Raw genomic sequence first — 18,587 nt, 5'->3', positions numbered from 1 at the left:
CGCTAGAGGGCGGCCAGGTCGGCGGGCGAGGACAGGGTGCCGCGCACCGCGGTGGCGGCGGCGACCTGCGGCGACACCAGGTGGGTGCGTCCGCCGCGGCCCTGGCGGCCCTCGAAGTTGCGGTTGGAGGTGGAGGCGCTGCGCTCGCCGGGCTTGAGCTGGTCGGGGTTCATGCCCAGGCACATCGAGCAGCCCGCCTCGCGCCACTCGGCGCCGGCCTCCTCGAAGACCCGGCCCAGGCCCTCCTCGTTGGCCTGCTCCTTGACCCGCATGGAGCCGGGGACGACCAGCATGCGCACGCCCTCGGCCACCCTGCGGCCGCGGATGATCTCGGCGGCGGTGCGCAGGTCCTCGATGCGGCCGTTGGTGCACGATCCCAGGAAGACGGTGTCCACCCTCACCTCGCGCATCGGCGTTCCGGCTGCGAGGTCCATGTAGGCCAGGGCCTTCTCGGCCGCGGCGCGGGCGGAGGGGTCCTCGAACGAGGCGGGGTCGGGCACGGAGGCGTCCAGCGGCACGCCCTGGCCGGGGTTGGTGCCCCAGGTGACGAACGGGCTGAGCTCGTCGGCGTCCAGCACGACCTCGGCGTCGAAGACCGCGCCCTCGTCGGTGCGCAGGCTCTTCCAGTGCTCGACCGCGGCGTCGAAGTCCTCGCCCCGCGGCGCGTGCGCCCGGCCCCGGATGTAGTCGAACGTGGTCTGGTCCGGGGCGATCATCCCGGCGCGGGCGCCCGCCTCGATGGACATGTTGCACACGGTCATGCGGGCTTCCATGGACAGGGCCTCGATGGCCTCGCCCCGGTACTCGATGACGTAGCCCTGGCCGCCGCCGGTGCCGATCTTGGCGATGACCGCGAGGATGACGTCCTTGGCGGACACCCCCGGCCGCAGCGTGCCGTTCACGGTGACGGCCATCGTCTTGAAGGGAGCCATCGGCAGGGTCTGGGTGGCCAGGACGTGCTCGACCTGGCTGGTGCCGATGCCGAAGGCCAGGGCGCCGAACGCGCCGTGGGTGCTGGTGTGGCTGTCACCGCAGACGATGGTCATGCCCGGCTGGGTCAGGCCCAGCTGGGGGCCGACCACGTGCACCACGCCCTGCTCGATGTCGCCCATCGGGTGCAGCCGCACCCCGAAGTCGGAGCAGTTCTTGCGCAGCGTCTCGACCTGCTTGCGGGAGACCGGGTCGGCGATGGGGGCCAGCAGGTCCTGGGTGGGGACGTTGTGGTCCTCGGTGGCGATGGTCAGGTCCGGGCGGCGCACGGACCGGCCCGCCAGGCGCAGGCCCTCGAAGGCCTGCGGGCTGGTCACCTCGTGGACGAGGTGGAGGTCGATGTAGAGCAGGTCCGGCTCGCCGTCGGCACGTCGGACGACGTGCTCCTCCCAGACCTTCTCGGCCATCGTGCGTGCCATGGGCGATCGCCTCTCTCGTTGTCGTCTCGGGCGCGTCTCGTGTGGAGCCCTGCGCGGACTGCGGCCTGACTTGCATTCCATATTTCGAGACGGCAATATCAAGCCATGGACAACTCTAGCTCATCCAGCGGCGTCGGTGTCCTGGACAAGACCATGTCCGTCCTCGACGCCCTGGAGTCGGGACCGGCGTCCCTGGCCCAGTTGGTACAGATCACCGGTCTGGCCCGGCCGACGGCCCACCGGCTGGCGGTGGCGCTGGAGCGCCACCGCATGGTCACCCGCGACAGCCAGGGACGCTTCGTGCTGGGACCGCGCCTGGGTGAGCTGTCGATAGCGACCGGCGAGGACCGGCTGCTGGCCGTGGCCTCCCCCGTCCTGGTGCAGCTGCGCGACCTGACCGGGGAGAGCGCGCAGCTCTACCGCCGCCAGGGGGACCTGCGGGTGTGCGTGGCCGCCTCCGAGCGCAGCAGCGGGTTGCGCGACACGGTGCCGGTCGGCAGCGAGCTGCCCATGAACGCCGGTTCGGCCGCCCAGGTGCTGCTGGCCTGGGAGGACTCCGACCGGATCCGCCGCTCCCTGCTGGGGGCGCGGTTCACGGCGGCCAGCCTGGCCCAGGTGCGCCGCCGCCGGTGGGCCCAGAGCGTCGCCGAGCGCGAGCAGGGCGTGGCGTCGGTGTCCGCGCCGGTGTCGGGCCCCGGCGGACGCGTGATCGCCGCCGTGTCGGTGTCGGGCCCCATAGAGCGCCTGACCCGCTCCCCCGGCCGCATCCACTCCCAGGCGGTCCTGTCGGCGGCGGAGAAGATCAGCGAGTCCCTGCACAGCTACGAGGGCGCGCACTAGCCGGAGCGCCCGCCAGGAGGTCCTCCAGCGGCTCCGTTCGCCGCGATCTCGTACTTACAGCGGGGTTCGACCGCCGACATTGGCTATAAGTACAAGATCATCGCAGGTCAGAACCATCGCGCCGCACCAGCAACGTTTCCGGGCAGGCCTTGGCCCCGGGTCCGGGCGCCCTCAGGCGCCGACGAGGTCCATCGGAGACCGCGCGGTGATGGGCGCGGTCTTGGTGGACGCGCCCTCCGACGCGACGGTGAACTCGCTCTCGGGCGACAGGGCGATCATCCCCAGCCAGTCGCGCACGGTCATCCCGGGCACCAGCTCGGTCGCGTCACCGCGCTCGCCCTCCCCGTCGACCATGACCAGGGCGTGGATGCGGTTGGTCACCGTGGCGAGCACGACCGGGTGCTCGAAGGCCTCCAGTCTGCGGAAGACGTCCACCGCCTCGTCGCGGGGCGAGCAGACCAGCACCGTGTAGCGGCCGCGTGCGTCGCGCACCCGCGGGTTCTTCACCAGGTAGTGGATGAACTCGCGCGTGGTGCGGGCGTGCGCGGCCAGCAGCCTGGCCACCCGGCGCGCGTCGGGGCTGTTGGCGTGGCGGACCAGGGCGAGCTCGACCTTGCGCGAGGTCTGGAGCAGCCAGTCGATCTCGGTCATCTCCGCCCGCGTGGGCCGCAGCTGGCCGTCGTCCAGGCCGATCCCGCGCAGCCACGCGTTGACCTCCGACCACAGCCACACCAGGGAGCGGCCCACGGCCGCCTCCGGCGCGGGGAAGGGAACGCCGTCGTGCCGCTGCCCGCGGACCCACTGATCGACGTTCTGCCTGCTCCGGCCGGTGATCTCCGCGATGTCGGAGACCCCGACCAGTTCCCTGTCGAGGCGGACGATCCGCACACCGGGCACCGTCACGTGAACGCGCTCCACCAGCGACCTGGCCGCCGTGACCGCGTCCGGGCCGAGCGCGGCCACGGACAGGCGCGGGGAGCCGTGCCAGGAGGAGACGAGGGCGTCGAAGCTCTCACTGAGGGCCTGGACGGTGTCGTGGTCGTCCAGGTCGAACCCGTCCACGACGAAGACGAACTCGTACTCGGCCATCGGCCTCGCCTTCCTCCGGAGCGTCCTCCGGTGTGTGCCGGGCTACCGGCCACGGTCAACGGCCGCCGCGCCCCGGAACCCGCCGGGCGCCGCCCATCCGTTGGCAAACGTCAACACGAGGATACCCGGAACGGCCACGCCCCACCACGGCCGGGGGTCGCCGGAACCGTCTCCGTCCGAACCGGCCTCACTCGCGGGAACCGCCCGCGCCCCGCCGGGGGTCGTCCGGTGGCATCGGGCAGCGCCGCGCCTCCTGCCGGATACGGCGCGCGGCCCGGCCGGAGTTGCGCGGCGTCCCGGGGACCTGGATGCGGGTACAGCCGCAGTCGCAGTACAGGCGCCCCCAGTGTCCCTCCTGCCTCAGCACCCACCCCTGTTCGCACAGGTCCTTGAGGATCTCCCGGAGTTCCTTGTCCTGGTGGCTGCCCGGACCGAGCTCACGGCCGGTCACCGCGCGTCCGGAGGCGCCGGTCCGGTCCGGACGGCTGGGGAGGGGTGGTCGCTCTTCATACGCTCCGACAGGGGTTGGGCGGCCGGGAGACTGCGCCCACCCAGTATCCCAGGGACGCCGCACCGCCGCGGATCCGCCCTCCGAGGCCCGGGAGGGCTGTCGCGGTCCGAGAGGGATGTCGCGGTCCCGAAGCGTTTCCAGGGGCCACCGAGAAACACGAAAGGCCCCATCCTCGTGGATGGAGCCTCACCTGATGGTACCCCCGAGCGGATTCGAACCGCCGTTACCGCCTTGAGAGGGCGGCGTCCTAGGCCACTAGACGACGGGGGCCGGACTGGTTCGGGCGGACCTTGTACTACGATACCCACCCCAACCGGACACCGATGGCGTGCACCGGTCAGAAAGAAAGCCCCCACATGGTGAGAGCTTCTCCCTCTGTGTACCCCCGAGCGGATTCGAACCGCCGTTACCGCCTTGAGAGGGCGGCGTCCTAGGCCACTAGACGACGGGGGCGCGCTTTCGGGTCTGCGACCCGCGCGGTCAGCGCCTCAACGCTGACCGGAGCTGGGATACCAGGACTCGAACCTAGACTAACTGAACCAGAATCAGTCGTGCTGCCGATTACACCATATCCCAATGCTTTGGGAGGACCCGGTCCGCTTTCGCTTCCCCGTCCCCCTCGGCGACGTGGACAACTCTAGCGGACATTCGGAGTACTCGCGAACCGGAATCGGGGCGGCCGGGCTGTGGCTCCGACCACCCCGTCCGCCTCAGGACCCGGCGGGGTCCTCCTGCGCGCCCAGCTTCGCCAGGGCCGCGGCCAGCCGCTCCTGGACGCGCTCACGGCCGAGCAGCTCCAGCGACTCGAAGAGCGGCAGGCCGACGGTGCGGCCGGTGACCGCGACGCGCACGGGGGCCTGCGCCTTGCCCAGCTTCAGACCCAGCGAGGCGCCGACCTCCTCGGTGGCGGCCTTGAGATCCTCGGCGGCCCACGGCAGCTCCGGGTCGGCGAAGCGCGCCAGGGCGGCCTGGAGCATCTCCCGCCCCACTCCCGGCTTCATGGCCTTGGCCCAGCTCTTCTCGTCCTCCACGGGCTCGTGGAGGAAGAGGAAGTCCACGTTCGGCACGATCTCGCTGAGCACCGCCACGCGGCTCTGCGCGAGCGGGGCGACGGCGGCGAAGACCGCCGGGTCGTAGTCGGCCGGGTCCCACGGAGCCGCGTCGCCGGTCAGCCACGGCTGGCAGCGCTCGGCGAACTCGTCGGCGGAGAGAGCGCGGATGTACTCGCCGTTGAAGGCGCGCAGCTTCTTCTCGTCGAAGAAGGCGCTGGAGCTGTTGACGTCCTCCACCCGGAACAGCGGCTGCATCTGCGGCCACGGCATGATCTCGCGGTCGTCACCCGGCGCCCAGCCCAGCAGCATGAGGTAGTTGACCATCGCCTCCGGCAGGTAACCCTCCTCCTGGTAGGACTCCAGGGCGACCTTGTCGCGGCGCTTGGAGAGCTTCTTGCGCTGCTCGTTGACGATGACCGGCAGGTGCGCCCACACCGGCGGGGTCAGCCCCAGCGCCTCCCACAGCAGCTGCTGCTTGGGCGTGTTGGACAGGTGCTCCTCGCCACGCACGACGTGGGTGATGCGCATCTCGACGTCGTCGACGACGTTGGCCAGCACGAACAGCGGAGAGCCGTCGGCGCGGGCGATCACGAAGTCCTCGATGGCGGAGTGCTCGAACTCCACGCGGCCGCGGATCCGGTCCTCCACGACGGTGGGGCCGCCCTCGGGCACGCGGAAGCGCAGGGCCCGGCCCGGGGCGGGCGCCAGGTTCCGGTCGCGGCAGAACCCGTCGTAGCCCAGGTTGGGGTTGTCGCGCCGCTCCTGCACCTGCTCGCGGGTGCAGTCGCAGTAGTAGGCGCGGCCGTTCTTGTACAGCTCCTGCGCGGTCTCGCGGTGCTTGTCCGCGTACTCCGACTGGAAGTAGGGGCCCTCGAAGTGCGGGTCGTCCTCGCCGATGCCGAGCCAGGCCAGCGCGCGGATGATGCCCTCGGTCCACTCGGGGCGGTTGCGTGCGGCGTCGGTGTCCTCGACGCGCAGCACCATGCGGCCCTCGGGCCGCTGCTGTGCCAGCGCCCAGTTGAACAGCGCGGAGCGCGCGCCGCCGACGTGGAACATGCCCGTGGGGGACGGGGCGAAGCGGGTACGAATCGAAGTCTCAGTCACGCGCCCAGGGTATCCGCGCCGGGCGGGGGCCCGGGGAAACCCGCTGGTCCCCGCCACGTGCACGGGACCGTTCCCCAGCCGGGAGGCGGGAGGCGGATCGGGGCGGTGGTCGGCGCCCCGCTCCGCCTCACCCCCCGGCTGAGGCCGTGGGCAGCGGGCGCGGGTAGGCCCGGCCGATCCCGTAGCCCTCCGCGAGGGCGTCGGCGAAGGCCGCGGCGATCTTGACCTCCCCGCGCGCGTTGGGGTGGGTGCCGTCGTAGGTGTCGGAGGCCACGTCCCAGTCCTCACCGCCCGCCACGTCCAGGCTGATCACCGGCGAGCGCTCCGTGGACATGTCGGCGGCGACCTCGCGGATCAGGACGTTGTAGGCGTACACGCGCAGGGCGAAGCCCTCGTCGGACTCGGCCAGGGCGATGGGCAGCGCCTCGGCGAGCACGACCCGCAGGTGCGGGTTCGCCTCGCGCGCCGCCTCCACGTAGCCGCGCAGCCGGTACTCCATCTCCTCCATCGTGACCGGCCACAGCAGGTCGTTCACGCCGAGCATGACGCACAGCACGTCAGGCCGGTGGACGCGGACGTCCTCCCGGATGGAGGAGGAGGCGTCGAGGAGGGTGCGGCCCCACAGGGCGTTGTGCTCCTGGTCGAAGTCGGGGTTCCGGTACTCGGCGGTGTCCGGGTCGCCGTCCGCGCCGGGCCAGACGACACCGTCCTCCGGCGACGGCTCGTCGGGGCCCGGCGCGGAGGGGGCCGCCTCGGGAGCGCCCCCGTCGGCGCCGTCCTGCTCCGTGCCGTCCTGCTCCGTGCCGTCCTCCCGGTAGTCCTCGGCGGGGTCGCCGTCCGGGCTCGGCGTCGCCTCGTCCTCGGCGGTGGGGACCGGCAGGATCATGTCGCGGGACGCGGGGTCGCTGTAGGGGCCGACGAAGTCCAGCTCCTCCACGTGCGGGGAGAGGTGGTTCCACAGGTGGTAGCGCCAGGTCCGGTCGCCGTTGGCGCCCTGGGTCATCGAGTCGCCCGCCAGCATGATGCGGCGCGGTTCGCTCACGGTTCCCCCTGTCGGTGTGCCGGTGCCGCCCTCACCGTCGTCGGTGCGCGCGGCCGTCCAGTAGGCGGTCCCCGCGGCCAGGAGCACGAGGGCGAGCACACCGGCCAGGACGAGGAAGCCGGTGCGGCGGCGTCGGGGGATGGTCAACGTACTGCCTTCCACTCGTGCGCGGGCCGGCGGCGCGGGCGCCGCCGACCCCCCGGTCCGCGTACGGGATCGGCGCGGACGGGAAAACCCTCAGTCGCGGGCCACCACGCGGTTGGTGATGGTGCCCAGCCGCTCCACCGTCACCGCGACCTCCTGGCCGACCTCGACCGGGCCCACCCCGGCGGGGGTGCCGGTGAGGACCACGTCACCGGGGAGCAGCGTCATGAAGGAGGTGACGTAGGCGATGATGCCCGGGATGTCGTGGATGAACTGCGACGTGCGCCCGTCCTGGCGGGTCTGGCCGTCCACGGTGGTGGTGACGGCCAGGTCCTGCGCCTCCTCGATGCTCATCCCGGTGGTGATCCAGGGACCGATGGGGCAGAAGGAGTCGAAGCCCTTGGCCCGCGTCCACTGCTTGTCCTTCTTCTGGAGGTCGCGGGCGGTGACGTCGTTGGCGACGGTGTAGCCGAAGATGACGTCCTTGGCGCGCTCGCGCGGCACCTCGCGGCAGGGGCGGGAGATGACGATGGCCAGCTCGCCCTCGTAGTCCACCCGCTCGGAGACGGCGGGGCGGAAGATCGGGTCGTGGGGCCCGGTCACGGCGGTGGAGGGCTTGAGGAAGACGACGGGCTCGTCGGTGGACTCCCCCGTGACGTCCTTCATCTCCGCGACGTGGTCCGCGTAGTTCTTGCCGATGCAGACCACCTTGGTCGGCAGCACCGGTGACAGCAGCCGGACGTCGGAGAGCTTGGCCCGCTCGCCGGTCAGCTGGATGTCGCCGATGAGGGGGTGGCCGCTCAGCCGGGCGACGAACTCCTCCCCTGTGTCGGAATCCTTCTCTACCAGGCCGAACCCGACCTCGTCACCGGACGCGAACCGCGCGATGCGCACCTGATGCCTCCCAGCAGCCCTGTTGTCTCGCTTGCGGTTGAAGGGTATCGGCGCGGCGGGCGGCCGGGAGCGGACGGGACCCCTCCGGGGGGAGTCGAAGGACACACCACGACCGCGTCCCGGACGGCACCAACACGCATGAGAGCCCCAAAAGGTCACAGGACATTCCATGCCCTCCCACACCTGGCCTTCCCGGACACTGCCTTGGCCTTTCCTTGGGGCGAACTCTGGCATGCTGGGTCCGTCGTCCGCCGTCGAGAGGCTGATTCCCGTGCCCACGCCCGCTTCGCCCAGGGGTCGTCCCCGTGCCCGGCACCGCAAGCGCCGCCGGTACCCGATGGGTCTGGCGCTGGGTCTGTGCCTGGTCTCCGGGTCCTCCACCGTGCTCATGGTGAGCGTGCCCGGCTACGGGCCCGACCTCGGCGACCCCGCCGAGACCTCCGCGTCCGGACCGGTCGGCGACGGGGTTCCCGAGGAGGGCGGCGACCGGCGCACCTCCGCGGAGGACCGGGACTCGGCGGACGGGACCACCCCCGGGCCGGAGTCCTCCGCCGGTTCCGGCGAGCGTGCCGGGGAGGAAGAGGCGCCGCCGCTGCTCCGCTCCGTGGAGGAGGAGGTCGAGAGCGCCGACGGCGAGTTCTCCGTGCTGGAGGGCGAGAGCGACGTCATGGGCGACGGCCCGGTGACCACCTTCGCCGTGGAGGTCGAGAAGGGGCTGCCCGGGGAGTCCGAGGACTTCGCGGCCGCCGTGGAGGAGATCCTGGGCGACCCGCGCAGCTGGGGCGACGACGGCGAGCGCGCCATGCAGCGGGTGGACGGCGACGACGCCGACGTCCGCGTGCTGCTGGCGGCACCGGAGACCGTGGACCGGCTGTGCGCCCCGCTGAACACCGACGGGTACGTGTCCTGCGCGAACGGGAACCGGGCGATCATCAACCAGAACCGCTGGGTGTCGGGCGTCCCCCACTTCGAGGACGACCTGGAGACCTACCGGATCTACCTGATCAACCACGAGGTGGGCCACACCCTGGGCCACGGCCACGTGGACTGCCCCGGCGAGGGCGAACCGGCCCCGGTGATGCAGCAGCAGACCCTGGGCCTCCAGGGATGCGAGCCCAACGGCTGGGTCCACCCCGGGAACGACCCCGAGGACTGAGGGGCCCGCCCCGAGGGCGTGCGTGCTTCTCCGCCCGACACCGCACGCAGATTCGGTGACTCCGAGTATCGATTCGGACACGAAAAGCGATGACAGGCCGCCGTGGGGGGAGGCCGGGACCAGCCCGCGCACACCGTGGACGGACGCACGCGGCGACCGGCGCGCACACGCTTTGAGTGGGCACGGCGAGCTGGCACGGCGAGGCGGCACGGGGAGTGGAAGCGGCGCGGGGGACGGGGCCGCTGCCGCCCTGCCCCCGCACTCTGTCCGATCCCCGGGAGTCGGGACCCGGCTCCCGGGGAGGGCCGCCGGTCAGCCCTGCGGATAGCCCTGACGGAGGAGCCCGTAGGTGATGGCCTGTTCGAGGGCGACCCAGGACGCGTCGACGACGTTGGGTCCCACGCCGACCGTGGTCCACTCCCCCGACCCGTCGCTGAAGGTGATGAGGATGCGGGTGATGGCGTTGGTGCCGGAGCTGCCCTCCAGGATGCGGACCTTGTAGTCGGTCAGCTCCAGTCCGGCCAGCGCGGTGTACACGCTCTCCATGGCGCTGCGCAGTGCCCGGTCCAGGGCGTTGACGGGACCGTTGCCCTCCGCGGTGGCGATCACGCGCTCGCCCTTGACCAGCAGCTTGACGGTGGCCTCGGTGAGGCTCTCGTAGTCGCTGGACAGGGGGCTGGAGCCGACCCGGGGACGGCGTTCGGTGATGACGCGCCAGGACTCGGTGTCGAAGTAGCGGACCGGCTCCCCCAGCTCCTCGCGCAGCAGCAGGTCCAGGGAGGCGTCGGCGGCCTCGAAGCTGTAGCCCGACAGTTCCAGGCCCTTGACCCGCTCCACGACCCGCCCCGACAGGGCGCGGTCTCCGGACAGGTCCAGGCCCAGCTCCCTGGCCTTGAGCTCGATGGAGGCGCGCCCGGCCATGTCGGAGACGAGCATGCGCATGGTGTTGCCGACCAGCTCGGGATCCGTGTGCTGGTACAGGTCGGGGTCGACCTTGATCGCGGAGGCGTGCAGCCCCGCCTTGTGGGCGAAGGCCGACACCCCCACGTAGGGCTGGTGCGTGTCGGGGGCGAGGTTGACGGTCTCGGCGATGGCGGTGGACACGCGGGTCATCTCGGCCAGGCAGCCCTCGGGGAGGACCTCGCGGCCGCGCTTGAGCGTGAGCGCGCCGACCACGGAGAAGAGGTTGGCGTTGCCGACCCGCTCGCCGTAGCCGTTGGCGGTGCACTGCACGTGGGTGGCGCCCGCGTCCACGGCGGCGAGGGTGTTGGCGACGGCGCAGCCGGTGTCGTCCTGGGCGTGGATGCCCAGGCGTGCTCCGGTGGCCTCGCGGACCTCGGTGACGACGCGGGTGATGTCGGTGGGGAGCATGCCCCCGTTGGTGTCGCACAGGACGACGACGTCGGCCCCGGCCCCGGCGGCTGCGCGGACCACGTCGAGCGCGTGGTCGGGGTTGTGGAGGTATCCGTCGAAGAAGTGCTCGCAGTCCACGAACACGCGCTGGCCGTGTTCGCACAGGTGGGACACCGTGTCGGCGATCATGGCGAGGTTCTCGTCGAGGGTCGTGCGCAGCGCGCGCTCGACGTGCCGGTCGTCACTCTTGGCGACAAGGGTGACGACCGGTGCGCCGCTGTCGCGCAGTGCGGCCACCTGTGGGTCGTCGGCGGCCCGCACACCGGCACGGCGGGTCGCGCCGAACGCGGTGAGTTGCGCGTGCTCCAGCGTCAGCTCTCGTGAAGCCCGCTGGAAGAACTCGGTGTCCTTGGGGTTGGCCCCCGGCCACCCTCCCTCGATGAACGCCACCCCGAAGTCGTCCAGCAGCTTGGCGATGGCCAGCTTGTCGGAGACCCGCAGGTTGATCCCCTCGCGCTGGGCCCCGTCGCGCAGCGTGGTGTCGAAGACGTGGAAACTGTCGTCCCTCATGGGTGGAACTCCCGAAGGTGGATGCTGTGGTGTGGCCGACCGGGCCCCGCCAACAAAAAAGACCCCTCGTGGACACGAGAGGTCAGCGCGCTGGCGGCGTCCGATGGTCAGCCAGCGCGCCTCACGATAATGAGCACCTGAGACGGCATGAGGTCAGTGTGCCACACGATGGCGGAGTTCCCGGTGCTCAACGGCAGATTGTCCCACTATTCGAGACGGTGGTTTCTCACACCGGACATAACCGGCACCCGTCCGTCTCCGACCCGAACCCGTCCGGAGCCTTCCACGGGGACCGGGGTACGCGGCGGCCGGTCAGTCGGCGTGGGGAGTGTCGTAGAACTCGGCGTAGTCCTCCGGGTCCGGCTCGACCACCTCGGGGACCACGGCGTCCTCCTGCTGCTCGCGGTACTCGTCGAGGCGCTCCTGGTCCCACTCGTTGACGATCGGTGGTCGGGGCTGAGGGCTGTTGAGAATGCCCTCCAGGATCTCCTCGCGCGGGTCGACCCCGCCCTCCGGAGCCGCGCCACCGGTCCCGCCGGAGGTCCCGCCGGAGGTCCCGGCCCCGCCCGAGGCCGTTCCGGGGCCCGGGTCGGCCGCTGCGTCCGAGCCGCCTGGGCCCTCCGTGTCCGCGGTCTCTTGCGACGCCTCCGCCTCCTCCGCGGGGTCGGGCAGCAGGGACACGGTCCGCCGTTCGGAGTCGCCGTCCTCCCGCGCTTCGGAGCCCGCCGACTCCGGTGAGGCGGCGGGTGCCGGGGGCGTCAGCGCCGCGGCGACCGCCACCGTTCCGTAGGTCAGGCCGCCGACCACCAGACCGGCGGCGGCGACCAGGGCGCAGCGCGCGGGCCAGGGGTTCGGGACGCGCACCGGTCCCGTCTCCTCGGTGGAGGGCTCGACGGCGGCGGTCTCGACAGCGGTGGCGGCTTCGGACGCGGACACGGGGACTCCTGGGGGATGGGGCGGGACTGGAGGTGAGGGGAGGGAAAGCCGGGGCGGGCCGCCCGGGGGGGGACGGCCCGCCGGGGTCACGCTAGAACCGGGTGATCCAGTCGTGCTTGTCGGCGCGCAGGCCCGTCTGGATGCCCACCAGCTCCTCGCGCAGGCGCATGGTGACCGGGCCCGGGGTGCCGTCGCCGACGGTGAACTCGCCGTCGTCGCCCTTCACCCGGCCGACGGGGGTGATGACGGCCGCGGTGCCGCAGGCGAACACCTCGGTGAGCTCGCCGGACTCGGCCGCCTCGCGCCACTCGTCGGTGGAGATCGGCGACTCCTCGGCCGGGATGCCCAGGTCGGGGGCCAGGGTCAGCAGCGACTCGCGGGTGATGCCCGGCAGCAGGGTCCCGGTCAGCGGGGGCGTGCGCAGCCGCGCGTTCTCACCCGAGCCGAACACGAACCACAGGTTCATGCCGCCCATCTCCTCGACCCAGCGGTGCTCGCGGGCGTCGAGCCAGACCACCTGGTCGCAGCCCTGCTCCACGGCCTGCGCCTGGGCGAGGAAGCTCGCCGCGTAGTTGCCCGCGAACTTGGCCGCGCCCGTGCCGCCCGGCGCGGCGCGCGTGTAGTCCTTGGACAGCCACACCGTCACCGGCTGGACGCCGCCCGAGAAGTAGGAACCGACCGGCGAGGCGATCAGCAGGTAGACGTAGGAGCGGGACGGGTGGTTGACGCCGAGGCCGACGTCCGTGGCGACCATGAACGGGCGCAGGTACAGGCTGAAGTCCTCCTTGGTCGGCACCCAGTCGCCGTCGTGCTCCAGGAGGAGTTCGATGGACTTCAGGAAGAGGTCCTCGGGGAGCTCGGGCATCGCCATACGTGCCGCGCTGCGGTTGAAGCGGGCCGCGTTGGACTCGGGGCGGAAGGAGGCGAGCGAGCCGTCGGGGTGCCGGTAGGCCTTGAGGCCCTCGAAGATCTCCTGGGCGTAGTGGAGGGCGGCGGTGGCCGGATCCAGGCTCAGCGGACCGTACGGCTCCAGCTTCGCGTCGTGCCACCCCTTCCCCTCGGTGTAGTGGATGCTCACCATGTGGTCGGTGAACACCTTGCCGAACCCGGGACTCTCCAGCAGTGCCTCTCGTTCCTGCGGGGTCTTCCGCCTGTCGGAGAGCTGGATGTCGAACGTCAACCCGCTTGTGGTGGTGTCGTTGTTCATGGTGTCGGTGGTCCTCTCGGGTGCATCAGGCCGGCAGCATCGCCGGCCTGGGATCTAGTCTGTCTGAAGAGCGCACCCGGTGCCAGAGCAGGAGTGATGCACGCGGGGGCGGCACCGCTCGGGGAACGGAGCCGCACGCGGACACGGCGACGGGCGCGCTCGGGAACCCGGGCGCGCCCGTCGACGGTGAAGGTGAACAGGGCCGTCAGCCGCGCCTCGGGAAAGGGCAGGGCTTCCGGCGTGTGCGTCAGCCCTGCTCGGCTACTCGCGCGGCGAGGTCGTCGCCGATCTGGGAGGTGGAGCGGACCGCGCCGTTCTGGGCGCGGGTCTTGAGGTCCGTGGCGACCGCCGCCTCGATCCGGCGGGCCGCCTCGGGCACTCCCAGGTGCTCCAGCATGGTCGCGGCCGAGAGCACCGTGGCGGTGGGGTCGGCCTTGCCCTGGCCCGCGATGTCGGGCGCGGAGCCGTGGACGGGCTCGAACATGCTGGGGAAGGTGTTGTCCGGGTTGATGTTGCCGCTGGCGGCCAGCCCGATGCCGCCGGTGATGGCGGCGCCGATGTCGGTGATGATGTCGCCGAAGAGGTTGTCGGTGACCACCACGTCGAAGCGGGCGGGCTGGTTGACGAAGAACATCGACGCGGCGTCGACGTGGCAGTAGTCCACGGCGACCTGCGGGTACTCGGCGCCGACCTCCCGGACCACGCGCTGCCACAGCTCACCCGCGAAGGTCAGGACGTTGTCCTTGTGGACCAGGGTGAGCTTGCGGCGGGGGCGGGAGGCGGCCTTGTCGAAGGCGTAGCGCACGACGCGCTCCACCCCGAAGCGGGTGTTGACGCTGTCCTGGGTGGCGATCTCGTGCGGGGTGCCCTTGCGCAGGACGCCCCCGGCGCCCGCGTAGGGGCCCTCGGTGCCCTCGCGGACCACCAGCATGTCGATGTCCTCGGGGCCCACGCCGGCGAGCGGGCTGTCCACCCCCGGGTAGAGGCGGACGGGGCGCAGGTTGACGTAGTGGTCGAAGTCGAAGCGCAGGCGCAGCAGCAGGCCGCGCTCCAGGACGCCGCTGGGGACCGACGGGTCGCCGACGGCGCCGAGGTAGATGGCCTCGTGCCCGGCGAGCTCGGCCTCGACCGAGTCGGGCAGGGTCTCACCGGTGCGGTGCCAGAGCCGGGCACCCAGCTCGTACTCGGTGGTCTCCACGGCGAGGTCGTGCTGGGAGGCCGCGACCTCCAGCACCTTGAGCCCTTCGGCGATGACCTCGGGACCGATCCCGTCGCCGGGAATGACCGCCAGTTTCACGGTGCGCGCTGCCATACGGACTGCCTCTGCTTCGACACGGCCCCACCGGCCGCTTCTCATATGGTGAGACCAGGATGAACACTGAATGAGACAACCCTACCGCCCCGGCGGAGTGCGGGTGCCTCCGGCCGGGGGTTCGCGCGGCCGTCGCCGGGACCGGGCCTCAGGCCCGCCGGTTGAGGGCGTCCTGCAGGGCGCGGTTGATCTCGTCCTGGGAGTCGGGCGCGGACGGGTACTCGATCATGTCGTACATGCGATCCTCCGGATGCGTTGCGTGACCGGAGCCGGGAACGGCGCGGCCAGGGAATGCTCTGCGGCGGTGTGCACTACGGGACCGGGGTTCGGGACGGATCGCGCCGAACGGCGGCGGAGCGCGGAACGTGGGCGGCGGTGTCCACGGCGGAAAGGAGCTTCCCCGGCGGGATCGACTGCCGTGGAACACCCGCACGGGCCCCGGGTGGGGGCACTCGCGGCGCCGGGCGGCGGCGTCCGGCTGTGGAACCGGTGCCGCTGACTCCTAGGACCTCAGAATATCGGATGTCCAACTATATGGCCAGGGTTTCTCACCATGCGAGACAGCCTGGCGTCGTGGCTGGTCAGAGCCCACCTGCTTCGGGTCTCGGGCCTACGACATAACAACAGAAATATGAAGAAAAGCCGCGAAGCGCACACAGCTCACCGCGCCGCACGGTCCCCGGACGGCACGAGGGGCCGCACCGCACGCGGCGCCCGTGAGCGCCGGATGCGGTGCGGCCCCTGTCGCGGCCACCGGAGAGGACTCCCGGGTCCCCTAGTCCTCCAGGTCGACCTGGCGGCTGATGTCGGCGTCGATCTCGGCGGAGATCGAGGCGAGGGTCTCGTCGGGCACCGCGGAGTCCACGGTGAGCGCGATCAGCGCCTTGCCGCCCTCCTGGTCCCGGATGACCTGCATGCCCGCGATGTTGACACCGGCCTCGCCCAGCAGGGCGCCGACCGTGCCGACCACGCCGGGCCGGTCCTCGTAGGACAGGAACACCATGTGCTCGGCCAGGCCGATCTCCATGGTGTAGTTGTTGATCTCCACCAGCTTCTCGACCTGGCGGGGGCCGGTCAGGGTGCCCGAGACCGACACGCGGGTGCCGTCGGCGAGCACGCCGCGGACCGTGATGAGGTTGCGCCAGTCGGTGTTGTCGTCGCTGGTGACGAGGTTGACCTCGACACCGCGCTCCTTGGCGAGCAGCGGGGCGTTGACGAAGGTCACGGTGTCCTCGACCACGTCGGCGAACACGCCCTTGAGGGCGGCCAGCTCCAGCACCTTGACGTCGTGCGAGGCGATCTCGCCGCGCACCTCGACGTCGATGCGGCTGGCGATGGTGCCCGCCAGGGAGGTGAACACGCGGCCGAGCTTCTCGGTCAGGGGCAGACCCGGCTTGACGTCCTCGGCCACGCCGGTGCCCTGTACGTTCACGGCGTCGGGGACGAACTCGCCGGAGAGGGCCAGCTTGACCGAGCGGGCGACCTGGGTGCCCGCCTTCTCCTGGGCCTCGGCGGTGCTGGCGCCCAGGTGGGGGGCCACGACCACGTTCTCGAACTCGAAGAGGGGGCTGTCCGTGCACGGCTCCTTGGCGAACACGTCGATGCCCGCGCCCGCCACACGGCCGTCCTTGAGGGCCCGGTAGAGCGCGTCCTCGTCGAGGATGCCGCCGCGCGCGGCGTTGATGACGCGCACGTTGGGCTTGACCTTGCTCAGGGCCTCGTCACTGATCAGGCCCAGCGTGTCCTTGTTCTTGGGCAGGTGGATGGTGATGAAGTCCGAGCGCTCCAGCAGCTCGTCGAGCGTGGTCATCTCCACGCCGATCTGGGCCGCGCGGGCGGGCTGCACGAAGGGGTCGTAGGCGATGACCTGGGTGCCGAAGGCCGACAGGCGCTGCGCGACCAGGGCACCGATGCGGCCGAGGCCGACGATGCCGACGGTCTTCTCGTAGAGCTCGACGCCGGTGTACTTGGAGCGCTTCCACTCGCCGTTGATCAGGGCGTTGTGCGCCGGGGCGGTGTTGCGGGCGCTGGCCAGCAGCAGGTTGATGGCCTGCTCCGCGGCGCTGATGATGTTGGAGGTGGGCGCGTTGACCACCAGGACGCCGGCCTTGGTGGCGGCCTCCACGTCCACGTTGTCCAGACCGACACCGGCCCGGGCCACCACCTGGAGGCGGGAGGCGGCGGCGATCGCCTCGGCGTCCACCTGCGTCGCGCTGCGCACGATGAGGGCGTCGACGTCGGCGAGGGCCGGCAGGAGCTGGGACCGGTCGGCGCCGTCGACGTGGCGTACCTCGAAGTCCTCCTCGAGCAGCGCGATTCCGGCGGGCGAGAGCTTTTCCGCTACGAGTACGGCGGGTTTGGGCACAACGGTTCCTTTTCGGGTGGTGCGGCCCGACCGCGCAGGTGGTGGGCGCTGCCCGGATCGGGGGTGACGGCTGGTCGAAAGTCTACCGGCGGGGTAGGGAAGCCTGACGGGGACGGGTGGCCAAGGGCCGCCCGTCCCCGTGGTCCACCGGCCCCCGGCCCTGGAGTCCGTCCTGTGAACGGGCCTCAGCGCAAGGGGGTTTGTTCGGGCGCCCACGGGGTTCTGGAGGGGCTGGAGGTGAGACTGCGAGGAACGAGCCGTCCCGCCGGAGGCACCCCTGTGCCCGTTTCAACCCGGTTCCTGCTCTCCGGGCGCCCGAACAACGAAAGTACTGCGCTTCGCGTCCGTTGAGGGCGGTAGCCCGCCTCGTCGCGTAGCGCCCCTGCGGGCGACGGCGGGCGACGGGCGGGCCGAAGCGAAGCGGAGCCCCCAGAGGAACTAGGCCTTGAGCCAGCTCATCAGCGGGCGCAGCTCGGCGCCCACCTTCTCGATCTGCTCGTTCTGCTCGGCCTCGCGGCGCTTGGTGAAGGTCGGCTGTCCGGCGTCGAACTCGTCCATGAGCTCCTTGGCGTAGGAGCCGTCCTGGATCTCGCCGAGGATCTTGCGCATCTCCTGGCGGGTCTGCTCGGTGATCAGGCGCGGGCCGCGGGTGTAGCCGCCGTACTCGGCGTTGTCCGAGACCGACCAGTTCATCTTGGAGATGCCGCCCTCGTACATGAGGTCGACGATGAGCTTGAGCTCGTGCAGGCACTCGAAGTAGGCGATCTCCGGCTGGTAGCCCGCCTCGACCAGGGTGGCGAAACCGGCCTTGACCAGCTCCTCGGTGCCACCGCAGAGCACGGCCTGCTCGCCGAACAGGTCGGTCTCGGTCTCCTCGGTGAACGTCGTCTTGATCACGCCCGCCCTGGTGCCGCCGATGCCCTTGGCCCAGGACAGCGCCAGGTCCCAGGCCTGCCCGCTGGCGTCCTTCTCGACCGCGACCAGGCAGGGCACGCCGCGCCCGGCCTCGTACTGGCGGCGGACCAGGTGGCCCGGGCCCTTGGGGGCGACCATGGCCACGTCCACGCCCTCGGGCGGGGTGATGAGGCCGTAGCGGATGCTGAAGCCGTGGCCGAAGAAGAGGGCGTTGCCCGCCTCCAGGTTCGGCGCGATCTCGGCCGCGTACAGGTCCCGGTGGATGTGGTCGGGGACCAGGATCATGACGACGTCGGCCTCGCGGGTGGCCTCCGCGGGGGTGAGGACGCGCAGGCCCTCCTCCTCGGCCTTGGCCCGGCTCTTGGACCCCTCGGCGAGGCCGATCCGCACGTCCACGCCCGAGTCGCGCAGCGACAGCGCGTGCGCGTGGCCCTGGCTGCCGTAGCCGATCACGGCGACCTTCTTGCTCTGGATGAGCGAGAGGTCCGCGGCGTCGTCGTAGTACATCTGTGCTGCCACTTGGGGTTGCTCCTTGTTTCTCAGTTTCGTGTGGGACGCGGTGGGGTCCGTGTGCGCCCGGGCCCCGGGTCGAGGTTCGGGCGCCTACGGGGTTCTGGAGGCGACGGGGGCGTGTTCGCGAGGAACGAGCCAACACGCCGTAGGCGCCGAAGGTTCCCGTTCTCCAGGC

The 18,587-nt window shown here is 71.5% G+C and carries 14 protein-coding genes and 3 tRNA genes; 2 read left to right on the top strand and 15 right to left on the bottom strand.

Annotated elements, in window-relative coordinates; all coding sequences use genetic code 11:
- Window positions 1-2: 2 nt before the first annotated feature.
- Window positions 3-1,409, bottom strand: coding sequence for a 3-isopropylmalate dehydratase large subunit (gene leuC, locus FYW99_RS15825; protein ID WP_150252812.1), 1,407 nt, complete (start codon window positions 1,407-1,409; stop codon window positions 3-5).
- A 153-nt stretch (window positions 1,410-1,562) separates the two neighbouring features.
- Between leuC and FYW99_RS15820 the strand changes: the two genes are divergently transcribed.
- The gene (locus FYW99_RS15820; RefSeq protein WP_019608647.1) at window positions 1,563-2,249 is read left to right on the top strand and encodes an IclR family transcriptional regulator; all 687 of its coding nucleotides are present in this window, start codon (window positions 1,563-1,565) and stop codon (window positions 2,247-2,249) included.
- Window positions 2,250-2,420: 171 nt separating this feature from the next.
- Here the strand turns inward: FYW99_RS15820 and FYW99_RS15815 are convergent, their stop codons facing one another.
- From FYW99_RS15815 to FYW99_RS15780, 8 genes are all read right to left on the bottom strand, one after another.
- Window positions 2,421-3,338, bottom strand: coding sequence for a helix-turn-helix transcriptional regulator (locus FYW99_RS15815; protein ID WP_150252811.1), 918 nt, complete (start codon window positions 3,336-3,338; stop codon window positions 2,421-2,423).
- 187 nt (window positions 3,339-3,525) lie between these two features.
- Window positions 3,526-3,789 carry a hypothetical protein gene (locus FYW99_RS15810; RefSeq protein WP_061078216.1) on the bottom strand — a complete coding sequence of 88 codons (264 nt, stop codon included), beginning with the start codon at window positions 3,787-3,789 and terminating at the stop codon, window positions 3,526-3,528.
- Window positions 3,790-4,043: 254 nt separating this feature from the next.
- Window positions 4,044-4,119, bottom strand: a tRNA-Glu gene (locus FYW99_RS15805).
- Window positions 4,120-4,229: 110 nt separating this feature from the next.
- A tRNA-Glu gene (locus FYW99_RS15800) sits at window positions 4,230-4,302 on the bottom strand.
- Between the two features lie 51 nt (window positions 4,303-4,353).
- A tRNA-Gln gene (locus FYW99_RS15795) sits at window positions 4,354-4,425 on the bottom strand.
- Between the two features lie 134 nt (window positions 4,426-4,559).
- Window positions 4,560-6,005 carry a glutamate--tRNA ligase gene (gltX, locus tag FYW99_RS15790; RefSeq protein ID WP_150252810.1) on the bottom strand — a complete coding sequence of 482 codons (1,446 nt, stop codon included), beginning with the start codon at window positions 6,003-6,005 and terminating at the stop codon, window positions 4,560-4,562.
- Window positions 6,006-6,132: 127 nt separating this feature from the next.
- Window positions 6,133-7,194, bottom strand: coding sequence for a GDSL-type esterase/lipase family protein (locus FYW99_RS15785; protein ID WP_150252809.1), 1,062 nt, complete (start codon window positions 7,192-7,194; stop codon window positions 6,133-6,135).
- Between the two features lie 90 nt (window positions 7,195-7,284).
- Complete coding sequence (locus FYW99_RS15780; protein ID WP_017566304.1) at window positions 7,285-8,085, bottom strand: fumarylacetoacetate hydrolase family protein; 801 nt, start codon at window positions 8,083-8,085, stop codon at window positions 7,285-7,287.
- A 337-nt stretch (window positions 8,086-8,422) separates the two neighbouring features.
- On the opposite strand from FYW99_RS15780, the gene FYW99_RS15775 reads away from it, so the two are divergent.
- On the top strand, window positions 8,423-9,241 hold the full coding sequence (locus tag FYW99_RS15775) for a DUF3152 domain-containing protein (protein WP_150252981.1): 819 nt from the start codon (window positions 8,423-8,425) through the stop codon (window positions 9,239-9,241).
- A gap of 312 nt (window positions 9,242-9,553) precedes the next feature.
- Here FYW99_RS15775 and cimA read toward each other — a convergent pair whose 3' ends face one another.
- The 6 genes from cimA to ilvC all read right to left on the bottom strand — a co-directional run bounded on the left by cimA (window position 9,554) and on the right by ilvC (window position 18,418).
- Window positions 9,554-11,164, bottom strand: a complete 1,611-nt coding sequence (gene cimA, locus FYW99_RS15770) for a citramalate synthase (protein ID WP_150252808.1) — start codon at window positions 11,162-11,164, stop codon at window positions 9,554-9,556.
- Between the two features lie 312 nt (window positions 11,165-11,476).
- Complete coding sequence (locus tag FYW99_RS15765; protein WP_150252807.1) at window positions 11,477-12,100, bottom strand: hypothetical protein; 624 nt, start codon at window positions 12,098-12,100, stop codon at window positions 11,477-11,479.
- Between the two features lie 91 nt (window positions 12,101-12,191).
- Window positions 12,192-13,307, bottom strand: coding sequence for a branched-chain amino acid aminotransferase (locus FYW99_RS15760; RefSeq protein WP_150252806.1), 1,116 nt, complete (start codon window positions 13,305-13,307; stop codon window positions 12,192-12,194).
- A 247-nt stretch (window positions 13,308-13,554) separates the two neighbouring features.
- Window positions 13,555-14,619 carry a 3-isopropylmalate dehydrogenase gene (locus FYW99_RS15755; protein WP_150252805.1) on the bottom strand — a complete coding sequence of 355 codons (1,065 nt, stop codon included), beginning with the start codon at window positions 14,617-14,619 and terminating at the stop codon, window positions 13,555-13,557.
- Window positions 14,620-15,394: 775 nt separating this feature from the next.
- A complete protein-coding gene (gene serA, locus FYW99_RS15750; RefSeq protein WP_150252804.1) occupies window positions 15,395-16,984 on the bottom strand; it encodes a phosphoglycerate dehydrogenase in 1,590 nt (529 codons plus the stop codon).
- A 438-nt stretch (window positions 16,985-17,422) separates the two neighbouring features.
- Window positions 17,423-18,418 (bottom strand): ketol-acid reductoisomerase, encoded by a 996-nt coding sequence (gene ilvC, locus FYW99_RS15745; protein WP_190394677.1) that lies wholly within the window; start codon window positions 18,416-18,418, stop codon window positions 17,423-17,425.
- Window positions 18,419-18,587 lie beyond the last annotated feature (169 nt).

Source organism: Nocardiopsis deserti (genome assembly GCF_008638355.1).
In the GTDB taxonomy this organism is placed as follows: Bacteria; Actinomycetota; Actinomycetes; order Streptosporangiales; family Streptosporangiaceae; genus Nocardiopsis; species Nocardiopsis alborubida.
Note: the sequence above shows the minus strand (reverse complement) of the source record. Positions and strands in the feature narration are given on the sequence as shown.